This is a genomic window from Mycolicibacterium sp. XJ662, assembly GCF_053484035.1.
Window position 1 is genome coordinate 321,844 of sequence record NZ_JBEFTL010000003.1, and the last position, 14,552, is coordinate 336,395.

Here is a 14,552-nt window from a genome sequence, read left to right on the forward strand (position 1 = left end):
GCTCCTAAACTTTCTTGGGCGCGAACAGCTTTGCCAGCAGCCGCGCTCCCACGTTGAGGACGGCGATCAACAGGATCAGCGTCAGGGCGGCGCCCCACAGCCGGTCGGTGGGCACCGGGTTGGCGCCGGCGCCCGCCGATGTCTGGTCGTACATCATGCCGGGCAGCGAACCCATGAACCCGTTGAACATGTCGAAGTTGATGGCCTGGCTGTAGCCGACGAGGATCAGCAGCGGCGCGGTCTCCCCCATCACCCGCGCCAGCGCCAACATGATGCCGGTGACGATGCCCGACAACGCCGTCGGGATGACGATGCGCACAATGGTTTTCCACTTCGGCACACCCAGCGCGTAGCTGGCCTCCCGAAGGTCCATCGGCACGATGCGCAGCATCTCCTCGGTGGCGCGCACGATGACCGGAATCATCAGCAGCACAAGCGAAAGCGACACCGCAAGGCCGGACCGCTCGAACCCCAGCGTGGCGACCCATAGCGCGTAGATGAACAGCGCCGCCACGATCGAGGGGACGCCGGTGAGGATGTCCACCATGAACGTGGTGAGCTTGCCCATCCGCGTGCCGCCGCCGTACTCGACCAGATAGATGGCGACGAAGATGCCGATCGGAATCGAGATCGCGGCGCACACCAGGCCCTGCAGCAGGGTGCCCACGATCGCGTGGTACACGCCGCCGCCGGCTGCAAAGGCCGTCATACCCGCCTGCGAGTACCACCACCAGTCCAGATCGGTGATGACCCCGAAGCCCTTGACCACCACCGAGTAGAGCACCCACAGCAGCGGAACCAACGCAATCAGCACCGACAGCGTCACCAGTACCGTCGCCAGGTTGTTGGTGATTTTGCGGCGCAGGCTCACACCCTGAAACGTGACCGCCTTGACCGGGCGGTCCAGTGTCGTGGTCGTCTGTGCTGTCACTTGGCACCTTTTCCTGCGACCGCGGCCCGGGCCAGCGAGTTGACTACGAACGTCAGCACGAACAAGACCAGACCGGCCGAGATGTAGGCGCCCGCCTTGAATTGGTCGTTGAATTCCGAAGCGGCAGAAGCGATCAGGCTGGCGAACGTGAAGCCGCCGTCGAACAGCGACCAGCCGAACGCTTCCTGGGTGCCGCGCAGGATGATCAGCAGCGCGATCGTCTCACCCAATGCACGACCCAGGCCGAGCATGCCCCCGCTGATGTAGCCCGACATCCCGAACGGCAGCACCGTGGTGCGCACCACCTCCCAGCGGGTGGCGCCCAGCGCCAGCGCGGCCTCGATCTGGCCGCGCGGGGTCTGGACGAACACCTCGCGGGTGACCGCGGTGATGATCGGCAGGATCATCACCGCGAGCACGATGCCCGCGGTGAAGATCGTTCCGCCACCGACCACCGAGGCGGTGCCCGTCTTGAACAAGAACAACCAGCCGAGGTTCTCGTTGAGCCACTGTGCGACCGGCGCGATCACCGGGGCCAGCACATACAGGCCCCACACGCCGTAGATGATCGACGGCACCGCGGCCAGCAGGTCGACCATGTAGGCCAGCGGGCCGGCCACCCGCCGCGGCGAGTACTGGGTGAGAAAGATCGCGATCCCCAGCGCCACGGGCATCGCGAGCACCAGCGCGAACACCGACACGAACACCGTCACCTGCAAGAGGTCCAGCACGCCGAAGTGCATCGCCGACGTGTCGGTGGTGATCCAGTTTCCGCCGTAGAGGAAGAAGTTCTCCTCGTTGCGGGCCAGTGCCGGGATCGCGCGCCACAGCAGGAAGAACCCGATCGCCGCGATGAGAACGACGATGAAGATCCCCGAGCCCTCCGCAAGCGCGCGGAAGACCCGGTCTCCCGGTCGAACCCTCGCGTTACGCGACGGATCGAGGGAGATGGGGGGTGGCTCGCCGTACGGTTGGGCGATCGCCTCGCCGGAACCTGCGTCCGACGGATTCGGCGTTGTCACATCGACCCCATCACTCATCGATTTGGTCCTCATACTCGCCGCTCCAGTATCGGTTGCAGCCGAACTACTGTATTGCGTCCACCGCCGTCAGCAACCGCTCCTTGAACCGGTCGGGCAGCGGAACGTAGCCCGCGGCGGGCAGGTCGGACTGACCCTGCTCGGACGCCGCAGCGGTGATGAAGGACTTGACCGCTGCGGAGGTGGCGTCGTCGTAGCCCGCCGAGCAGACGATCTCGTAGGTGGCCAGCACCAGCGGGTAGGCGCCGGGTGCCGTGGTGCCGTACAGCGAGTTCAGATCCAGCACCAGATCGTTACCCGCCGAGGCGAACTGGGCGGCGTCGATCGCCTTACCCGCGGACTCGTCGGTCAGTTCGACCGCGCCGGCACCGCTGTCGATGGCCGCGAACGGCACGCCGCCCTGTTCGGCGAAGCCCTTTTCGACATAACCGATCGAGCCGGGCGTGGCCTGGACGGCCTGCACGACGCCCGCCGACTTCTGCGCGCCCTCACCTGCGCCGCCCTGAAATTCGCTGCCGGCGCCCCTGGTCCAGCTCTCCGGCGCCGCGGCGGCCAGGTACTTCTGGAAGTTGTCGGTGGTGCCCGAGGAGTCCGACCGGTAGATCGGCGTGACCGGCGCGTCGGGCAGCGTGGTGCCGTCGTTGAGCGCGGCGATCCCCGGGTCGTTCCAGTTGGTGATCTGGCCCTGGAAGATCTTGGCCACCAGATCCGCGTTGAGCACCAAGCTGTCGACGCCCTCGAGGTTGTAGGCCATCGCGACCGGCCCGAACACCAACGGCAGGTGCCAGGCCGGGTTACCGTTGCAACGCTGGGCGGCGGGCTGCACCTGCTCGTCGGACAGTGGGGAGTCCGAACCCGCGAAGTCGACCTGGCCCGCGATGAACTGCTGGCGCCCGGCACCTGAGCCGGTCGGGTTGTACGACATGTTCTTGCCCGCACACATCTGGCCCCAAGCCTGGTTGAACACCGCTACGGCGTTCTGCTGTGCCGTCGAACCCTCGCCCGTGATCTGGTCCTTGCCGTCGCACTGCTCCGACGCGGCGTCGGTGCCCGTGGCACCGGTCTGCGTCGTCCCGGGGTTGTTGTCGCTGCCGCACGCAGACAGCGTCAGCGCGGCGATCGCCGACGCCGACAAGAGCTTGCCGAGCGGCGCGCCAGTGCCCAAGCTGAAAAGCTTCACGTATCCCACTTTCGGTCGACGAGGTTGGTCCTCCGGCAACGTATGCGGCCCCGGTGGACGCCGCGCGGATGCAAGGTAAACGGACGGTGAACAGGTTCGGCTCGTCACTGGTCGGCCACATAGTCGGGCGAAATCACCGAGGTGGTCGTCACCGCAGCCGCCCTTTGAGAGAGAGGTCACAGACAGTTGACGGGCGGCGAGCAGCGTTGCGCGAATTCGCTTCCGAGTTCCCGCTTAGTCGAAGAACTTTCGTTGCCGAATCGCGGCGCGGCGGCGTTTCAGGCGCCAACCGGCCGGCGTACGCGCGATCAGGTCGTGATAGTCGCCGGTGACCGGTGGACCATCGTTTGGAAACCCGATGAACTTGGAGTGTGCGCTGACCGTGCCGTCCTCGTGCTCACGCATCGTGGTGTTCGTGGTGACATGTGCATACATGTTGCGGCCCTTGAAGTTCTCGACGATGTCGGCGATGCCGTGCAAGTCCGGTCGGCCGACGTCACCCATCTCGAAAACGAAGTCCTCGGCAAATACTTCATGGGTTCGGTCCCAGTCATGATCGTCGACGACGTGGCCGTAATCGGCGAGCAGCCTCCGGATCTCCAAGGCATCCTCGGGTTTCACCCTCGTCCCTTCCTCGGCGCGGGATCGGGCCGTACGTCAGTCCGCGGAGTATGCCGCGTCGACCGAGAACACCTCGAACCCCAGCTTCTCGTACGTCCGCACGGCCGCGGAGTTATCCCCTTCGACGTACAGCATCACCGTCGGTTGTGCGCTCTTCGACAAGCGGTCGGCAAGGTGATGCAGGCCGACCAAGGTGAGCACCCCGCCGAGCCGGCGGCCCTGCGCGGCCGGGTCGACACCGACGACGTACACCTCGCCAAGATCGGCGTCGTGCATATCGCCGCCGGGCGCGGCATGGACTTTCGTCCAGTGGAAGCCGAGCAACGCACCGGTCTGTTCGTCGAAGGCCAGAAACAGCCCAGCCGGGTCGAACCACGGTTCGGCGCGCCGCTCGGCGAGGTCGGCTTCGGACCACCCGCCTTGTTCGGGGTGCCAAACGAACGCGGCGTTGTTCACGCGCAGCAACTCGGCGTCGTCATCGGGCTCGGAGTAGGTGGCGATGCGCACCCCGTCGGGAACCGCGACGGGCGGCAGATCGGTGAGCGGGCGGCGCATCTGCAGCAGTTCGCGCACCACCACCAGGTTCAGCGCGGCGGCGGTGGCGCGGGCCGGCTCGAGGTTGCCGTGCGCCCAGATCCGGGTGTCCGGGCCGCCTTCGGCGAGGCCGGCACGCGCCAGCGCCGACCCGATGCCGCGGCGCCGGGCCTGCGGGTGCACGACGAGCTCGGCCATGGGCGGTTCGGGCGCCAGGTTGAGGTAGCCCACGATGGCGTCGTCCTCGACGGCGACGAGATGTCTGGTGCGCTCGCGCGGCAGCTCCCGCAGCACCTGATCGCCCACCGGGGCGACGCCGTCTACAGCGGTGGCGACATCGATCAGCTCGCGAATCGTCCGCTGGTCGTCAGCGGACAAGCTGGTGCGCCACTCGAACGCCGTCACTGGCTGCGCATCGGGTCGGCGAGCGAGTCGGGCACGGCGTCGGGCATGGCTTCGTGCGGCGGCTCGTCGTCGACGTCGTCGGCCAGCTCGGACGCCGGGGCCGACTGGCGGGCGCGGGCGGGACGCACGGCCTTGTAGCCGACGTTGCGCACCGTGCCGATCAGCGACTCGTATTCGGGGCCGAGCTTGGCCCGCAGCCGCCGCACGTGCACGTCGACGGTGCGGGTGCCGCCGAAGAAGTCATAGCCCCACACCTCCTGGAGCAGTTGCGCGCGGGTGAACACCCGGCCCGCATGCTGGGCCAGGTACTTCAACAGCTCGAACTCCTTGTAGGTCAGGTCCAGCGGCTTGCCGCGCAACCGCGCGGTGTAGGTGCCCTCGTCGATCGCCAGTTCACCGAGGGTGATTTTGCCGACGTTCTCCTGGTTGGACACTCCGCCGCGGCGGCCCACGAGCAACCGCAGCCGGGCGTCGATCTCGGCGGGTCCGGTGCTCGGCAGCAGGATCTCGTCGAGCCCCCATTCCACGTTGACGGCCACCAGCCCGCCCTCGTTGACGACGGCCACCACGGGAACCGAGGTGCCGGTGGTGCCCAGGAGGCGACACAGCCCGCGGGCGGCGGCCAGGTCGGTGCGCGCGTCGACGATGGCCACGTCCGCGCTGCCGGCCTCGAGCAGCGATGAGACCTCGGTCGGGGCCGTGCGCACGGTGTGCGGCAGCAGCGCCAATGCCGGCAGCACCGACTCAGGTCGTGGGTCGACGGTCAATAGCAGTAAGTCCAACTGGCCCTCCAGCAGCCATTGGGGACCTCGCCGATGACAACGGTGTCGCTGGTGACTTCCCAGATTCATACCTGACATGTGGCCGTTACCCGGCCGTTAGTCATCTAACGATAGCGTGCCACCTGCTGGTTAGCCGCGCCGAACCGGTCGATCCGACGCTGTGGGCCAGAATGTGCGGGTGCGCAAGCTACTGATCGGAGTGCTGGCAACCGTGACGGTCGTGGTCGTCGGCGCGGTCGGGGTGGATTTCGGCGCGGCCATCTACGCCGAATACCGCCTGGCCAGAAGCGTGCGCACGGCGGCGGACCTGCAACACGACCCGTCGGCGGCGATCCTGGGGTTCCCGTTCCTCACCCAGGCGGCCGACCGTCATTACGACGAGATCGAGATCCGCGCGGCCAGCGTCGACAACGCCGTCGTCGGCAAGGCGTCGCTGGAGGCCACGCTGCACGACATCGACGTCGCCGAGGCGTCGTGGCTGATCGGTCCCGACGCGCGCCTGCCGGTCGACAAGGCCGAGAGCCGCATCATCATCGACTCCACCCACCTCGGCCGGTTCATGGGCATCACCGACCTGCTGGTGGAGGCTCCGACCCGAGAGAGCAACGACTCCACCGGCGGAACCACCGAATCGGGCATCTCGAGCAACCTGGGGGTGGTGTTCACCGGAACCCCCGCCACAGCTGGGTACCACGAGAAGGTGAGCATCGCGGTGGACCTCGAGGTCGCCGGGCCGGACCAGACCACATTGGTGATGACGGCCACCGACGTGCTGACCGGGCCGGGCACCGCGGACCAGGAGGTGCCCGACGACAAGAAGGCCGCGGTGCTGGAGGCGTTCTCCGCCAGCGTGCCGGGGCAGACGCTGCCGTTCGGGCTGACGCCCACGGCCCAGGGGGCGCGGGGTTCAGACATCATCATCGAGGGCATCGCCGAGGGAGTAACGATCGCGCTCGACGAGTTCAGGTTGTCATGAGCACTTCGTTGGTGTTGGTGGTCACCGTGCTGGTGGCCGCGTTCGGCCTAGCCTATGTGATCAGCCGTTTGCTGGCATTGCGCGAGCAACTGCGCAAAGCCGGTGAGGAAGCCGCCAACATCGACACCAGCGGCCTCGGTCTGTCGAGCACCGGGCCGACGGTGCTGCACTTCAGCGCGCCATGGTGCGGACCGTGCGTGGGGGTGCGTCGAGTGGTCGAGCAGGTGTGCGCCGAGTTGCCGCAGGTTGCGCACGTCGAGATCGACATGGACGCCGATCCCGAAGCGGCCAAGCGTCTTTCGGTGCTCTCGCTGCCGACGACGATCATCTTCGATGCCGACGGGCGGCCCCGCTACCGCACAACGGGGGTCCCCACCGCGGCGGACCTGCGCTCGGCGCTGGCACCGCTGTTGGCCTGAGCACCATGTCATTGGGTAAGCTTTTCCGCGTGTCCGCCCGCACCGAGCGTCAGCTCGCCACGCATCGTGAGCCGATGCTCACCAAGCGCCGCGCAGTCGATCTGTGCCGCGTCGCGGGTTCTTCCTGTTGTTGTTGTAGCTGCTGAGCGCAGCTGCGCACTCTAAGCGCGCGCTCGCTCGGGGCCAGCCGTTTCGGCTTGCTCGCAATCAGCCCAGCCCAACCGCTCAGGAGTGTGACTCGATGTCGACCGATCCCCGCCCCACCACCGCCGACGTGGACGTGCGCGGACCCCGGTTCACCGCATGGGTGACCACGGCCGTGCTGGTGATGGCCCTGTTGTTGTCGGCGGTCAGCGAACTCGGCGCCGCGCTCCTACTGGGTGGACAGGCCGCGGTGTTCGCCGTCGGCGCCGCGCTCGGCCCGCGCCGTCACCCGTACGGCCGTGTGTTCGCGCACCTGATCGCCCCCCGGCTGGGCCCGGCCACCGAACGCGAACCGGTACCGCCGCTGAAGTTCGCGCAGCTGGTCGGGCTGGTGTTCGCGACGGCAGGCGCGGTCGGGTTCGCCACCGGGCTCACGGCGCTCGGCCTGCTCGCCACCGGCCTCGCCCTGGTGGCGGCGCTGCTCAACGCAGCCTTCGGCATCTGCCTGGGCTGCCAGCTCTATCCGCTCGTCGCACGGTTCCGTAGGAACCCGCGCGTTACATCACCCGCATAGGGTCCAAAGCCCAAGCAACCGAAAGGATTTCATACATGGCACGCTCCGACGTCCTGGTCACCGCAGACTGGGTGCAGAGCAATCTCAACACCCCCAACATCGTGTTGGTGGAGGTCGACGAAGACACCAGCGCCTACGACGACGGCCACATCGAGGGCGCGGTCCGGCTGGACTGGAAGACCGATCTGCAGGATCCGGTGCGCCGCGACTTCGTCGACGCCGAGCAGTTCTCCAAGCTGCTGAGCGAACGCGGCATCTCCAACGACGACACCGTGGTCCTCTACGGCGGCAACAACAACTGGTTCGCCGCCTACGCGTACTGGTACTTCAAGCTGTACGGCCACGCGGACGTCAAGCTGCTTGACGGCGGCCGCAAGAAGTGGGAGCTCGACGGCCGTGCGCTCGTCAAGGACGTCGCGAACCGGCCGTCGACCAGCTACACCGTAAAGGCCCCCGACAACAGCATCCGCGCCTTCCGCGATGAGGTCATCGATGCCATCGGCACCAAGAACCTCGTCGACGTGCGCTCCCCCGACGAGTTCTCGGGCAAGATCCTGGCCCCGGCGCACCTGCCGCAGGAGCAGAGCCAGCGGCCGGGCCACATCCCCGGTGCCATCAACGTGCCGTGGAGCAAGGCCGCCAACGACGACGGCACGTTCAAGTCCGACGAGGACCTGGCCAAGCTGTACGCCGAAGCGGGCCTCGACGGGGAGAAGGAGACCATCGCCTACTGCCGGATCGGTGAGCGTTCGTCGCACACCTGGTTCGTGCTGCAGGAACTGTTGGGACACAAGAACGTCAAGAACTACGACGGCAGTTGGACGGAATACGGCTCCCTGGTGGGGGCCCCGATCGAGTTGGGAAGTTGATATGTGCTCTGCACCGAAGCAAGGTCTGACGTTGCCCGCCAGCGTTGATCTCGAGAAAGAAACGGTGATCACCGGGCGCGTCGTGGACGGCGCAGGTCAGGTCGTCGGCGGCGCGTTCGTGCGCCTGCTGGACGCCTCCGACGAGTTCACCGCGGAGGTCGTCGCCTCGGCCACCGGTGACTTCCGGTTCTTCGCCGCACCCGGCACCTGGACGGTGCGGGCGCTGTCGCCGGCCGGTAACGGCGACGCCAGCATCGCGCCGTCCGGCGCGGGCATCCACGAGGTCGACGTCAAGGTCGCCTGACCACGGGCACGTTCTTCGCAGCGAAACGCTGCGAAGGGCGTCCCTCCCGGTCCACCATGGGGTCAGTCCTGCGTCACTGCAGGCCGGGGGGATCCGACCTTGGGGAGGGACCGTTCATGAAGTTTGCACGTGCGGCAGGTGTGGGCGCCGCGGTGGCGTTGTTCGCCCTGGCCGCTGCGCCGCTGGCCGGTGCGGACGCCGACGATGAATTCCTCGACGCGTTGGCCGACAACGGCTTGTCGTTCCCGCCCGCGGCGGTCGACAACGTCATCGGCGGCGGGCACAGCGTGTGCCAGGGTTGGTCGGCCGGCGACAGTTACTCCGACCGGGTCGCCGATGTCGCCGCCAACATCGGTGGCAGCCAGAGCCTCGCGCGGGTCTTCGTCGACGCCGCCACCAGCACCCTGTGCCCGGAGTACGAGTCCGAATTGCCCTGATTCGGTAGACCGACGGCCGCCAACTAAACTCGACGCCGTGGTGCTGTTCTTCGAGATTCTGCTGGTCGCAGCGGTGGTGGTGATCACCTGGTTCGCTCTTTACGCGCTGTACCGGCTGGTCACCGACGAGTCGTGACCTCCGGCGACGACGCGGTAGCGGCGGCCGCCGAGCGGGCCAAAGCGACCGCCTCGCGCAACATCCCGGTCTTCGCCGATCTGCCCGGCCCGTGCGACACCGCCAACCTGCGTGAAGGCCCCGACCTCGACGACGCGCTGCTGGCACTGCTGCCGTTGGTCGGGGTGTGGCGCGGGGAGGGGGAAGGCCGCGATGCCGCCGGCGACTACCGGTTCGGCCAGCAGATCGTCGTCTCCCACTGCGGCGCCGACTACTTGATCTGGGAGTCGCGGTCGTGGCGGCTGACCGAGGACGGCGAATACGACCGGCCGTGGCTTCGCGAATCGGGCTTCTGGCGCTTCATCAGCGATCCGGCCGACCCGTCGGAGTCCCAAGCCATCGAACTTCTGCTGGCGCACTCCTCCGGCTACATCGAGTTGTTCTACGGGCGGCCGCTGTCCGCGTCGTCGTGGGAACTGGCCACCGACGCGCTGGCCCGCAGCAAGTCAGGGGTGCTCGTCGGCGGGGCCAAACGGCTCTACGGCATCGTCGAGGGCGGCGACCTCGGCTACGTCGAGGAACGCGTCGACGCCGACGGCGGTCTGGTGCCGCATCTTTCGGCCCGGCTGTCACGCTTCGCCGGATAACGCGTGCGCCGGCTCCTCAGGTGAGCACCGGCGCCTTACCCGCGTCGGTCAACCACTTGGTCTTCAGCTCGGCCAGGGTGCCGTCGGCGCGCAGCTCCTCGACGACCGCCGACACACAGGAGGTCAGCGAGCTGTCCTTGTCGAGAACGATGCCGAACTGTTCGACATCCTCGGTGGTGGCGGGCAACTGGCCGACCATGACGCCGTCGCGGATTTCGTCGGCTACCGCGAACGCGGTCGGAAGGTCGGCGACCAGCGCGTCGATCTCCCCTTCCCGCAGCGCCAGTTTCGCGTCGCCGTTGGTGTTGTAGACCTCGACCGATTTCGCGTTGCCCATCGACAGGGCCGCGGTGTAGCTGGTGGTGCCGACCTGCGCACCCAGCCGCAGCGGTTTCAGCTCGTCGATGGTGCCGGCGTGCGCCGCGGGTGAGGACTTGACCGTGACGACGGCCTGGGTGACGTCGAAATACGGCGACGAGAAGTCGACGACGGCCTTGCGTTGATCGGTGATGGAGAACTGAGAAATGCTGGCGTCAAAGGACTTCGGGCCGGTGGACAGCGCCTCACTGAACGGCACCCGCACCCAGCGGACGTCCTCGCCGGTGTAGCCCATCCTGGCCGCGACCGCATACGCCACCGCCGATTCGAACCCTTCGCCGTTGGTGGGGTCGTCGCCGATGTACCACGGCGGATAGACGGGCTGGTCGGTGCCGAACGTGAAGACGCCCTTGTACAGCGTGGTCAGCTGGTCCGCGCGGCAGTCCTCTGCGCGGGGCGCCGCGTCACGGGCGATCGGGGCGCACGAGGTGAGCACCAGCGCAACCAGCAACGCGCCGAGCTTCCAGGCGATGCGCATGGCCGCATCATCGCTCAGCCCGCGACGCAAACCAAGCTCGATGCGACAACGGTTTCCTACCGATCCGGGCCCGAAGATGGGGCGGCCCCCGAGCCGTGTGTTCTTGGTTGGACAAGACCGAGGGGCTCGGGGGCCGGGTGACTGCGGGGAATTCGCCAGCGCGCACAGGACGCGAAGAGCCGTGCGCTCATTCCCCTGGCGCTGCTAGCTCGCAGCCACCTCACAAGTCCATAAGTCACTCAAAATCTTGGACCACCTCCTTCCCTGTGTACGAGCGAAGTTACCCGTGCGCCACCGCGCCGACAAGCGATTAAGAACGGTTACGCGTTCAGCGATCGCTGACGATGGCGGCGTCGACCAGTTCGGTGAACTCGGCGGCCAGCGGTGAAGCCGCCACCGGCTTACCGTCCAACGTGTGCACACGCGCAGCCAACGTGATGCTCGATACCAACCAAATGCCCTGTGCGGTAAGCAAATCCGCTGGCCTCAGGGCGCGGTAGTCGCAGGCGTAGCCCTTGTTGCGGGCCACCTCGAACAGGGCCTGCTGGGTGGTGCCGCGCAGGATCGGAAACCACGGCGGCGGCGTGAAGAAGGTCGGACCGTCGTCGGTTTCGGTGACGATCACCACGGTCGAGCGCGGCCCCTCCAGTAGGTAGCCGTCGGAGCCGACGAAGATCACGTCGTCGGCACCGTGTCGTTCGGCGTGGCGCAACGCGGCCATGTTCACTGCATACGACAGCGTCTTCGCGCCCGCCAACAGCCACGGCATCTCATCGGTGCCCTTGGCGGACAGCCCACGCGCGAGCGTGATCGCGGCCACGCCGCGGGCCCGCGCGGACGCGACCCTGGCGGGCAGTGCACCGATGGTCGCGTACCCGGTGGGCGCCGAACCGCCTTCCCGGCCCCGGCTGTAGACCAGCCGCAGCACGCCCTCCTCTGCGCCGCCGTCGACCCAGCGTTTCACCGCCACACCGACGGCCTGGCGCCATTGCGGCAGGTCGGGTGCGGGTAGATCGCACTGCTGCGCGGAGTGGGCCAGCCGCGCCAGGTGGGCTTCCAGCAGACAGGGCCGGCCGTCGCGGACCAGCAGCGTCTCGAAGACGCCGTCACCGCGGACCGCGGCGAGATCGTCGGCGTAGAGCAACGGTTGGGCCGGGTCGTGCAGTTGCCCGTCGATGGTCACGACGACGGCGTTCTGGCTCGCCATGGCCAAGAAGCGTAGCGCCGTAAGGTTGGAGGTATGTCAGCCGTTTCCGCACCCGAGACCGGACCCGACGCCGGCGCCGTCTGGCACTACGGCGATCCGCTCGGCGAGCAACGCGCCGCGGCCACCGAGGCCGTCGTCGTGGACCGCTCGCACCGCGCCGTGATCACGCTCACCGGTGCGGACCGCAAAACCTGGCTGCACAGCCTTTCCACGCAGCACGTCAGCGAGTTGCCGGACGGCGCGGTCACCGACAACCTGAGCCTGGACGGGCAGGGACGTGTGGAAGATCACTGGGTCCAGACCGAACTCGGCGACGTCACGTATCTGGACACCGAACCCGGCCGCGGCGAACCGCTGCTGGCCTATCTGCGCAAGATGGTGTTCTGGTCCGATGTCACCGTCGAACCCGCCGACCTGGCGGTGTTGTCGCTGCTCGGCCCGCGGCTGGCCGAGCCGGCGATGCTCGATGCGCTCGGTGTGAGTTCGCTGCCGGCCGAAGGCACGGCAGTGGCCCTTTCCGACGGCGGCTTCGTGCGCAGGGTGCGCGGGCCCGCGCTCGAACTCGACGTCGTGGTGCCGCGTGAGCGCGCCGCCGCGTGGCGCCAGCGCCTGGTGGACGCGGGGGCGCGCCAGGCGGGGGTGTGGACGTACGAGGCGCACCGGGTGGCCGCACGCCGGCCCCGGCTCGGGGTGGACACCGACGAGCGCACGATCCCGCACGAGGTGGGCTGGATCGGCCCGGCGGTGCACCTGGACAAGGGCTGCTACCGCGGGCAGGAAACCGTCGCGCGGGTCCACAACCTGGGTAAACCGCCCCGCATGCTGGTGTTGGTGCAGCTCGACGGCTCCTCGGACCGGCCCGCGACGGGTGATCCGGTGCTGGCCGGCGGGCGGGCGGTCGGCCGGATCGGCACCGTGGTCGACCACGTCGACGAGGGCCCGATCGCGCTGGCGCTGGTGAAGCGCGGCCTGCCCGCCGACACCGAGTTGGTCACCGGCGGGGAGTCGGCCGTCGGCGCCGTCATCGACCCGGATTCGATGCCGCCCGCCGACGCCGTCGGCGCCGGACGGCGCGCGGTCGAACAGTTACGCAGCGGCAAGCGCTGACCGCATGACACCCTGCCAGCACTCCGCGGCCAGGCACGGTAAGGTGGGGGCAGGAAAATAAACGACATTCAGACCGGAGCCGCCTACAAATTGGGCCGCTCCGTTATTGCGCAAGGGGGTTCCCCCATGGGCCGCGGCCGGGCTAAGGCAAAGCAGACCAAGGTTGCTCGTGAGCTCAAGTACAGCTCTCCACAAACCGATTTCGAACGGCTACAGCGAGAGCTGTCGGGTGCTTCCGACGACGACAGGCTCAACGGCGACGAGTGGGCCGACGAAGACGAATGGCGCCCCTAGTCCGCTAAAAGCGCGGGTGACGCCCGACGAGCTTGGCTCTCGGAGCGTCCTTCCCACCCTTCTTGATGGTTCCTAGCGTCCAGCAGGTCAGGTGGCGCGCGGTCAGGATCGCCAACGCGCGGTCGGTGTCCTCCGGCGCGACGATGGCGGCCATGCCGACACCCATGTTGAACGTCTTCTCCATCTCGGCCCGCTCGATGCGGCCGCGCTGGGCGATCATGCCGAACACCGGCGCGGGCGTCCAAGTGCCACGGTCGATTTCGGCCACCAGGCCATGGGGGATGACGCGTTCCAGGTTTCCGGCCAGCCCGCCGCCAGTGACGTGGCAGAAGGTGCGGACCTGGGTTTCGGCGGCGAGCGCCAGGCAGTCCTTGGCGTAGATGCGGGTCGGCTCGAGCAACTCTTCGCCCAGGGTGCGGCCGAACTCCTCGACGTGGCCGGCCAGATTCATCCGGTCGATCTCCAGCAGCACCTTGCGCGCCAGCGAGTAGCCGTTCGAATGCAGCCCGGTCGAGGCCATCGCGATGATCACGTCGCCCGGCTTGACCCGATCCGGGCCCAGCACGTCGTCGGCCTCCACGACGCCGACACCGGTGGCCGACACGTCATAGTGATCCGGTGCCATCAAGCCGGGATGCTCGGCGGTCTCACCGCCGAGCAACGCGCAACCGGCCATCACGCAGCCGTTGGCGATGCCGGAAACCAGTTCGCTGATCCGTTCGGGCACCGTGCGCCCGACCGCGATGTAGTCCTGCAAGAACAGCGGTTCGGCCCCGCAGACCACGAGGTCGTCGACCACCATCGCGACCAGGTCGATGCCCACGGTGTCGTGCTTGTCCATCGCCTGGGCGACGGCGAGCTTGGTGCCGACCCCGTCGGTCGAACAGGCCAGCACGGGTTCGCGGTAGCCGCCGCGCAGCGCGAACAGGCCGGCGAACCCGCCGATCCCGCCGCGCACCTCGGGTCTGGTGGCCTTCTTGGCCAGCGGTTTGAGGAGTTCGACAGCGCGGTCCCCGGCCTCGATGTCGACCCCGGCAGACGCGTAGGAGATGCCGACAGGTTCGGCGCGTTCGGTCATCGACAGCAAGGCTACCGTCGCGGCGCGCGCCG

General features: G+C 67.9%; 18 protein-coding genes. 9 read left to right on the plus strand and 9 right to left on the minus strand.

Annotated features, from left to right (window positions below):
- Positions 1 to 4: 4 nt before the first annotated feature.
- From pstA to ABQE93_RS12490, 6 genes are all read right to left on the minus strand, one after another.
- A complete protein-coding gene (pstA, locus tag ABQE93_RS12465) occupies positions 5 to 931 on the minus strand; it encodes a phosphate ABC transporter permease PstA (RefSeq protein WP_448407579.1) in 927 nt (308 codons plus the stop codon).
- On the minus strand, positions 928 to 1,971 hold the full coding sequence (pstC, locus tag ABQE93_RS12470) for a phosphate ABC transporter permease subunit PstC (RefSeq protein WP_448407578.1): 1,044 nt from the start codon (positions 1,969 to 1,971) through the stop codon (positions 928 to 930). The genes pstA and pstC overlap by 4 nt, the downstream gene beginning before the upstream one ends.
- Before the next feature lie 46 nt (positions 1,972 to 2,017).
- Positions 2,018 to 3,151, minus strand: coding sequence for a phosphate ABC transporter substrate-binding protein PstS (gene pstS, locus ABQE93_RS12475; RefSeq protein ID WP_448407577.1), 1,134 nt, complete (start codon positions 3,149 to 3,151; stop codon positions 2,018 to 2,020).
- A 234-nt stretch (positions 3,152 to 3,385) separates the two neighbouring features.
- Positions 3,386 to 3,772 carry a nuclear transport factor 2 family protein gene (locus tag ABQE93_RS12480; protein WP_448407575.1) on the minus strand — a complete coding sequence of 129 codons (387 nt, stop codon included), beginning with the start codon at positions 3,770 to 3,772 and terminating at the stop codon, positions 3,386 to 3,388.
- 36 nt (positions 3,773 to 3,808) lie between these two features.
- A complete protein-coding gene (gene mshD, locus ABQE93_RS12485) occupies positions 3,809 to 4,711 on the minus strand; it encodes a mycothiol synthase (protein WP_448407573.1) in 903 nt (300 codons plus the stop codon).
- Positions 4,708 to 5,493 carry a winged helix-turn-helix transcriptional regulator gene (locus ABQE93_RS12490; protein ID WP_448407571.1) on the minus strand — a complete coding sequence of 262 codons (786 nt, stop codon included), beginning with the start codon at positions 5,491 to 5,493 and terminating at the stop codon, positions 4,708 to 4,710. Before ABQE93_RS12490 ends, mshD begins: the two co-directional genes overlap by 4 nt.
- A 178-nt stretch (positions 5,494 to 5,671) precedes the next feature.
- On the opposite strand from ABQE93_RS12490, the gene lmeA reads away from it, so the two are divergent.
- The 7 genes from lmeA (at position 5,672) to ABQE93_RS12525 (ending at position 9,978) form a co-directional block, all read left to right on the plus strand.
- Positions 5,672 to 6,469 carry a mannan chain length control protein LmeA gene (lmeA, locus tag ABQE93_RS12495; protein WP_448407570.1) on the plus strand — a complete coding sequence of 266 codons (798 nt, stop codon included), beginning with the start codon at positions 5,672 to 5,674 and terminating at the stop codon, positions 6,467 to 6,469.
- Positions 6,466 to 6,888 (plus strand): thioredoxin family protein, encoded by a 423-nt coding sequence (locus ABQE93_RS12500; RefSeq protein ID WP_448407569.1) that lies wholly within the window; start codon positions 6,466 to 6,468, stop codon positions 6,886 to 6,888. Before lmeA ends, ABQE93_RS12500 begins: the two co-directional genes overlap by 4 nt.
- Before the next feature lie 241 nt (positions 6,889 to 7,129).
- A complete protein-coding gene (locus tag ABQE93_RS12505; protein ID WP_448407567.1) occupies positions 7,130 to 7,606 on the plus strand; it encodes a DUF4395 domain-containing protein in 477 nt (158 codons plus the stop codon).
- A gap of 35 nt (positions 7,607 to 7,641) precedes the next feature.
- Positions 7,642 to 8,475, plus strand: coding sequence for a sulfurtransferase (locus ABQE93_RS12510; RefSeq protein WP_448407566.1), 834 nt, complete (start codon positions 7,642 to 7,644; stop codon positions 8,473 to 8,475).
- Between the two features lies 1 nt (position 8,476).
- Entirely contained in the window at positions 8,477 to 8,779 is a 303-nt protein-coding gene (locus ABQE93_RS12515; RefSeq protein WP_448407564.1) for a DUF1416 domain-containing protein, read from the plus strand.
- Between the two features lie 116 nt (positions 8,780 to 8,895).
- The gene (locus ABQE93_RS12520) at positions 8,896 to 9,216 is read left to right on the plus strand and encodes a DUF732 domain-containing protein (protein WP_448407563.1); all 321 of its coding nucleotides are present in this window, start codon (positions 8,896 to 8,898) and stop codon (positions 9,214 to 9,216) included.
- 132 nt (positions 9,217 to 9,348) lie between these two features.
- Positions 9,349 to 9,978: a nitrobindin family protein gene (locus ABQE93_RS12525; RefSeq protein WP_448407562.1), complete on the plus strand. Its 630-nt coding sequence runs from the start codon at positions 9,349 to 9,351 to the stop codon at positions 9,976 to 9,978.
- Positions 9,979 to 9,994: 16 nt separating this feature from the next.
- Here the strand turns inward: ABQE93_RS12525 and ABQE93_RS12530 are convergent, their stop codons facing one another.
- Positions 9,995 to 10,834, minus strand: coding sequence for an ABC transporter substrate-binding protein (locus tag ABQE93_RS12530; protein ID WP_448407561.1), 840 nt, complete (start codon positions 10,832 to 10,834; stop codon positions 9,995 to 9,997).
- 328 nt (positions 10,835 to 11,162) lie between these two features.
- Positions 11,163 to 12,041, minus strand: coding sequence for an aminodeoxychorismate lyase (locus ABQE93_RS12535; protein ID WP_448407559.1), 879 nt, complete (start codon positions 12,039 to 12,041; stop codon positions 11,163 to 11,165).
- Between the two features lie 33 nt (positions 12,042 to 12,074).
- Here ABQE93_RS12535 and ygfZ point away from each other — a divergent pair, with 33 nt between their 5' ends.
- Together ygfZ and ABQE93_RS12545 are read left to right on the plus strand one after the other, a co-directional pair.
- Positions 12,075 to 13,148, plus strand: a complete 1,074-nt coding sequence (gene ygfZ / locus ABQE93_RS12540; protein WP_448407557.1) for a CAF17-like 4Fe-4S cluster assembly/insertion protein YgfZ — start codon at positions 12,075 to 12,077, stop codon at positions 13,146 to 13,148.
- Between the two features lie 126 nt (positions 13,149 to 13,274).
- Positions 13,275 to 13,442 (plus strand): DUF3073 domain-containing protein, encoded by a 168-nt coding sequence (locus ABQE93_RS12545; RefSeq protein WP_448407555.1) that lies wholly within the window; start codon positions 13,275 to 13,277, stop codon positions 13,440 to 13,442.
- 4 nt (positions 13,443 to 13,446) lie between these two features.
- On the opposite strand, the gene purM is transcribed toward ABQE93_RS12545, so the two are convergent.
- Entirely contained in the window at positions 13,447 to 14,520 is a 1,074-nt protein-coding gene (gene purM, locus ABQE93_RS12550) for a phosphoribosylformylglycinamidine cyclo-ligase (RefSeq protein ID WP_448407554.1), read from the minus strand.
- Positions 14,521 to 14,552 lie beyond the last annotated feature (32 nt).

Bases quoted from the DNA above. Each gene is read 5' to 3' on its own strand.
- pstC (WP_448407578.1), bottom strand. From the start codon at position 1,971: ATGAGTGATGGGGTCGATGTGACAACGCCGAATCCGTCGGACGCAGGT.
- ABQE93_RS12500 (WP_448407569.1), top strand. From the start codon at position 6,466: ATGAGCACTTCGTTGGTGTTGGTGGTCACCGTGCTGGTGGCCGCGTTC.
- ABQE93_RS12505 (WP_448407567.1), top strand. From the start codon at position 7,130: ATGTCGACCGATCCCCGCCCCACCACCGCCGACGTGGACGTGCGCGGA.
- ABQE93_RS12510 (WP_448407566.1), top strand. From the start codon at position 7,642: ATGGCACGCTCCGACGTCCTGGTCACCGCAGACTGGGTGCAGAGCAAT.
- ABQE93_RS12515 (WP_448407564.1), top strand. From the start codon at position 8,477: ATGTGCTCTGCACCGAAGCAAGGTCTGACGTTGCCCGCCAGCGTTGAT.
- ABQE93_RS12520 (WP_448407563.1), top strand. From the start codon at position 8,896: ATGAAGTTTGCACGTGCGGCAGGTGTGGGCGCCGCGGTGGCGTTGTTC.
- ABQE93_RS12530 (WP_448407561.1), bottom strand. From the start codon at position 10,834: ATGCGCATCGCCTGGAAGCTCGGCGCGTTGCTGGTTGCGCTGGTGCTC.
- ABQE93_RS12535 (WP_448407559.1), bottom strand. From the start codon at position 12,041: ATGGCGAGCCAGAACGCCGTCGTCGTGACCATCGACGGGCAACTGCAC.
- ygfZ (WP_448407557.1), top strand. From the start codon at position 12,075: ATGTCAGCCGTTTCCGCACCCGAGACCGGACCCGACGCCGGCGCCGTC.
- ABQE93_RS12545 (WP_448407555.1), top strand. From the start codon at position 13,275: ATGGGCCGCGGCCGGGCTAAGGCAAAGCAGACCAAGGTTGCTCGTGAG.
- purM (WP_448407554.1), bottom strand. From the start codon at position 14,520: ATGACCGAACGCGCCGAACCTGTCGGCATCTCCTACGCGTCTGCCGGG.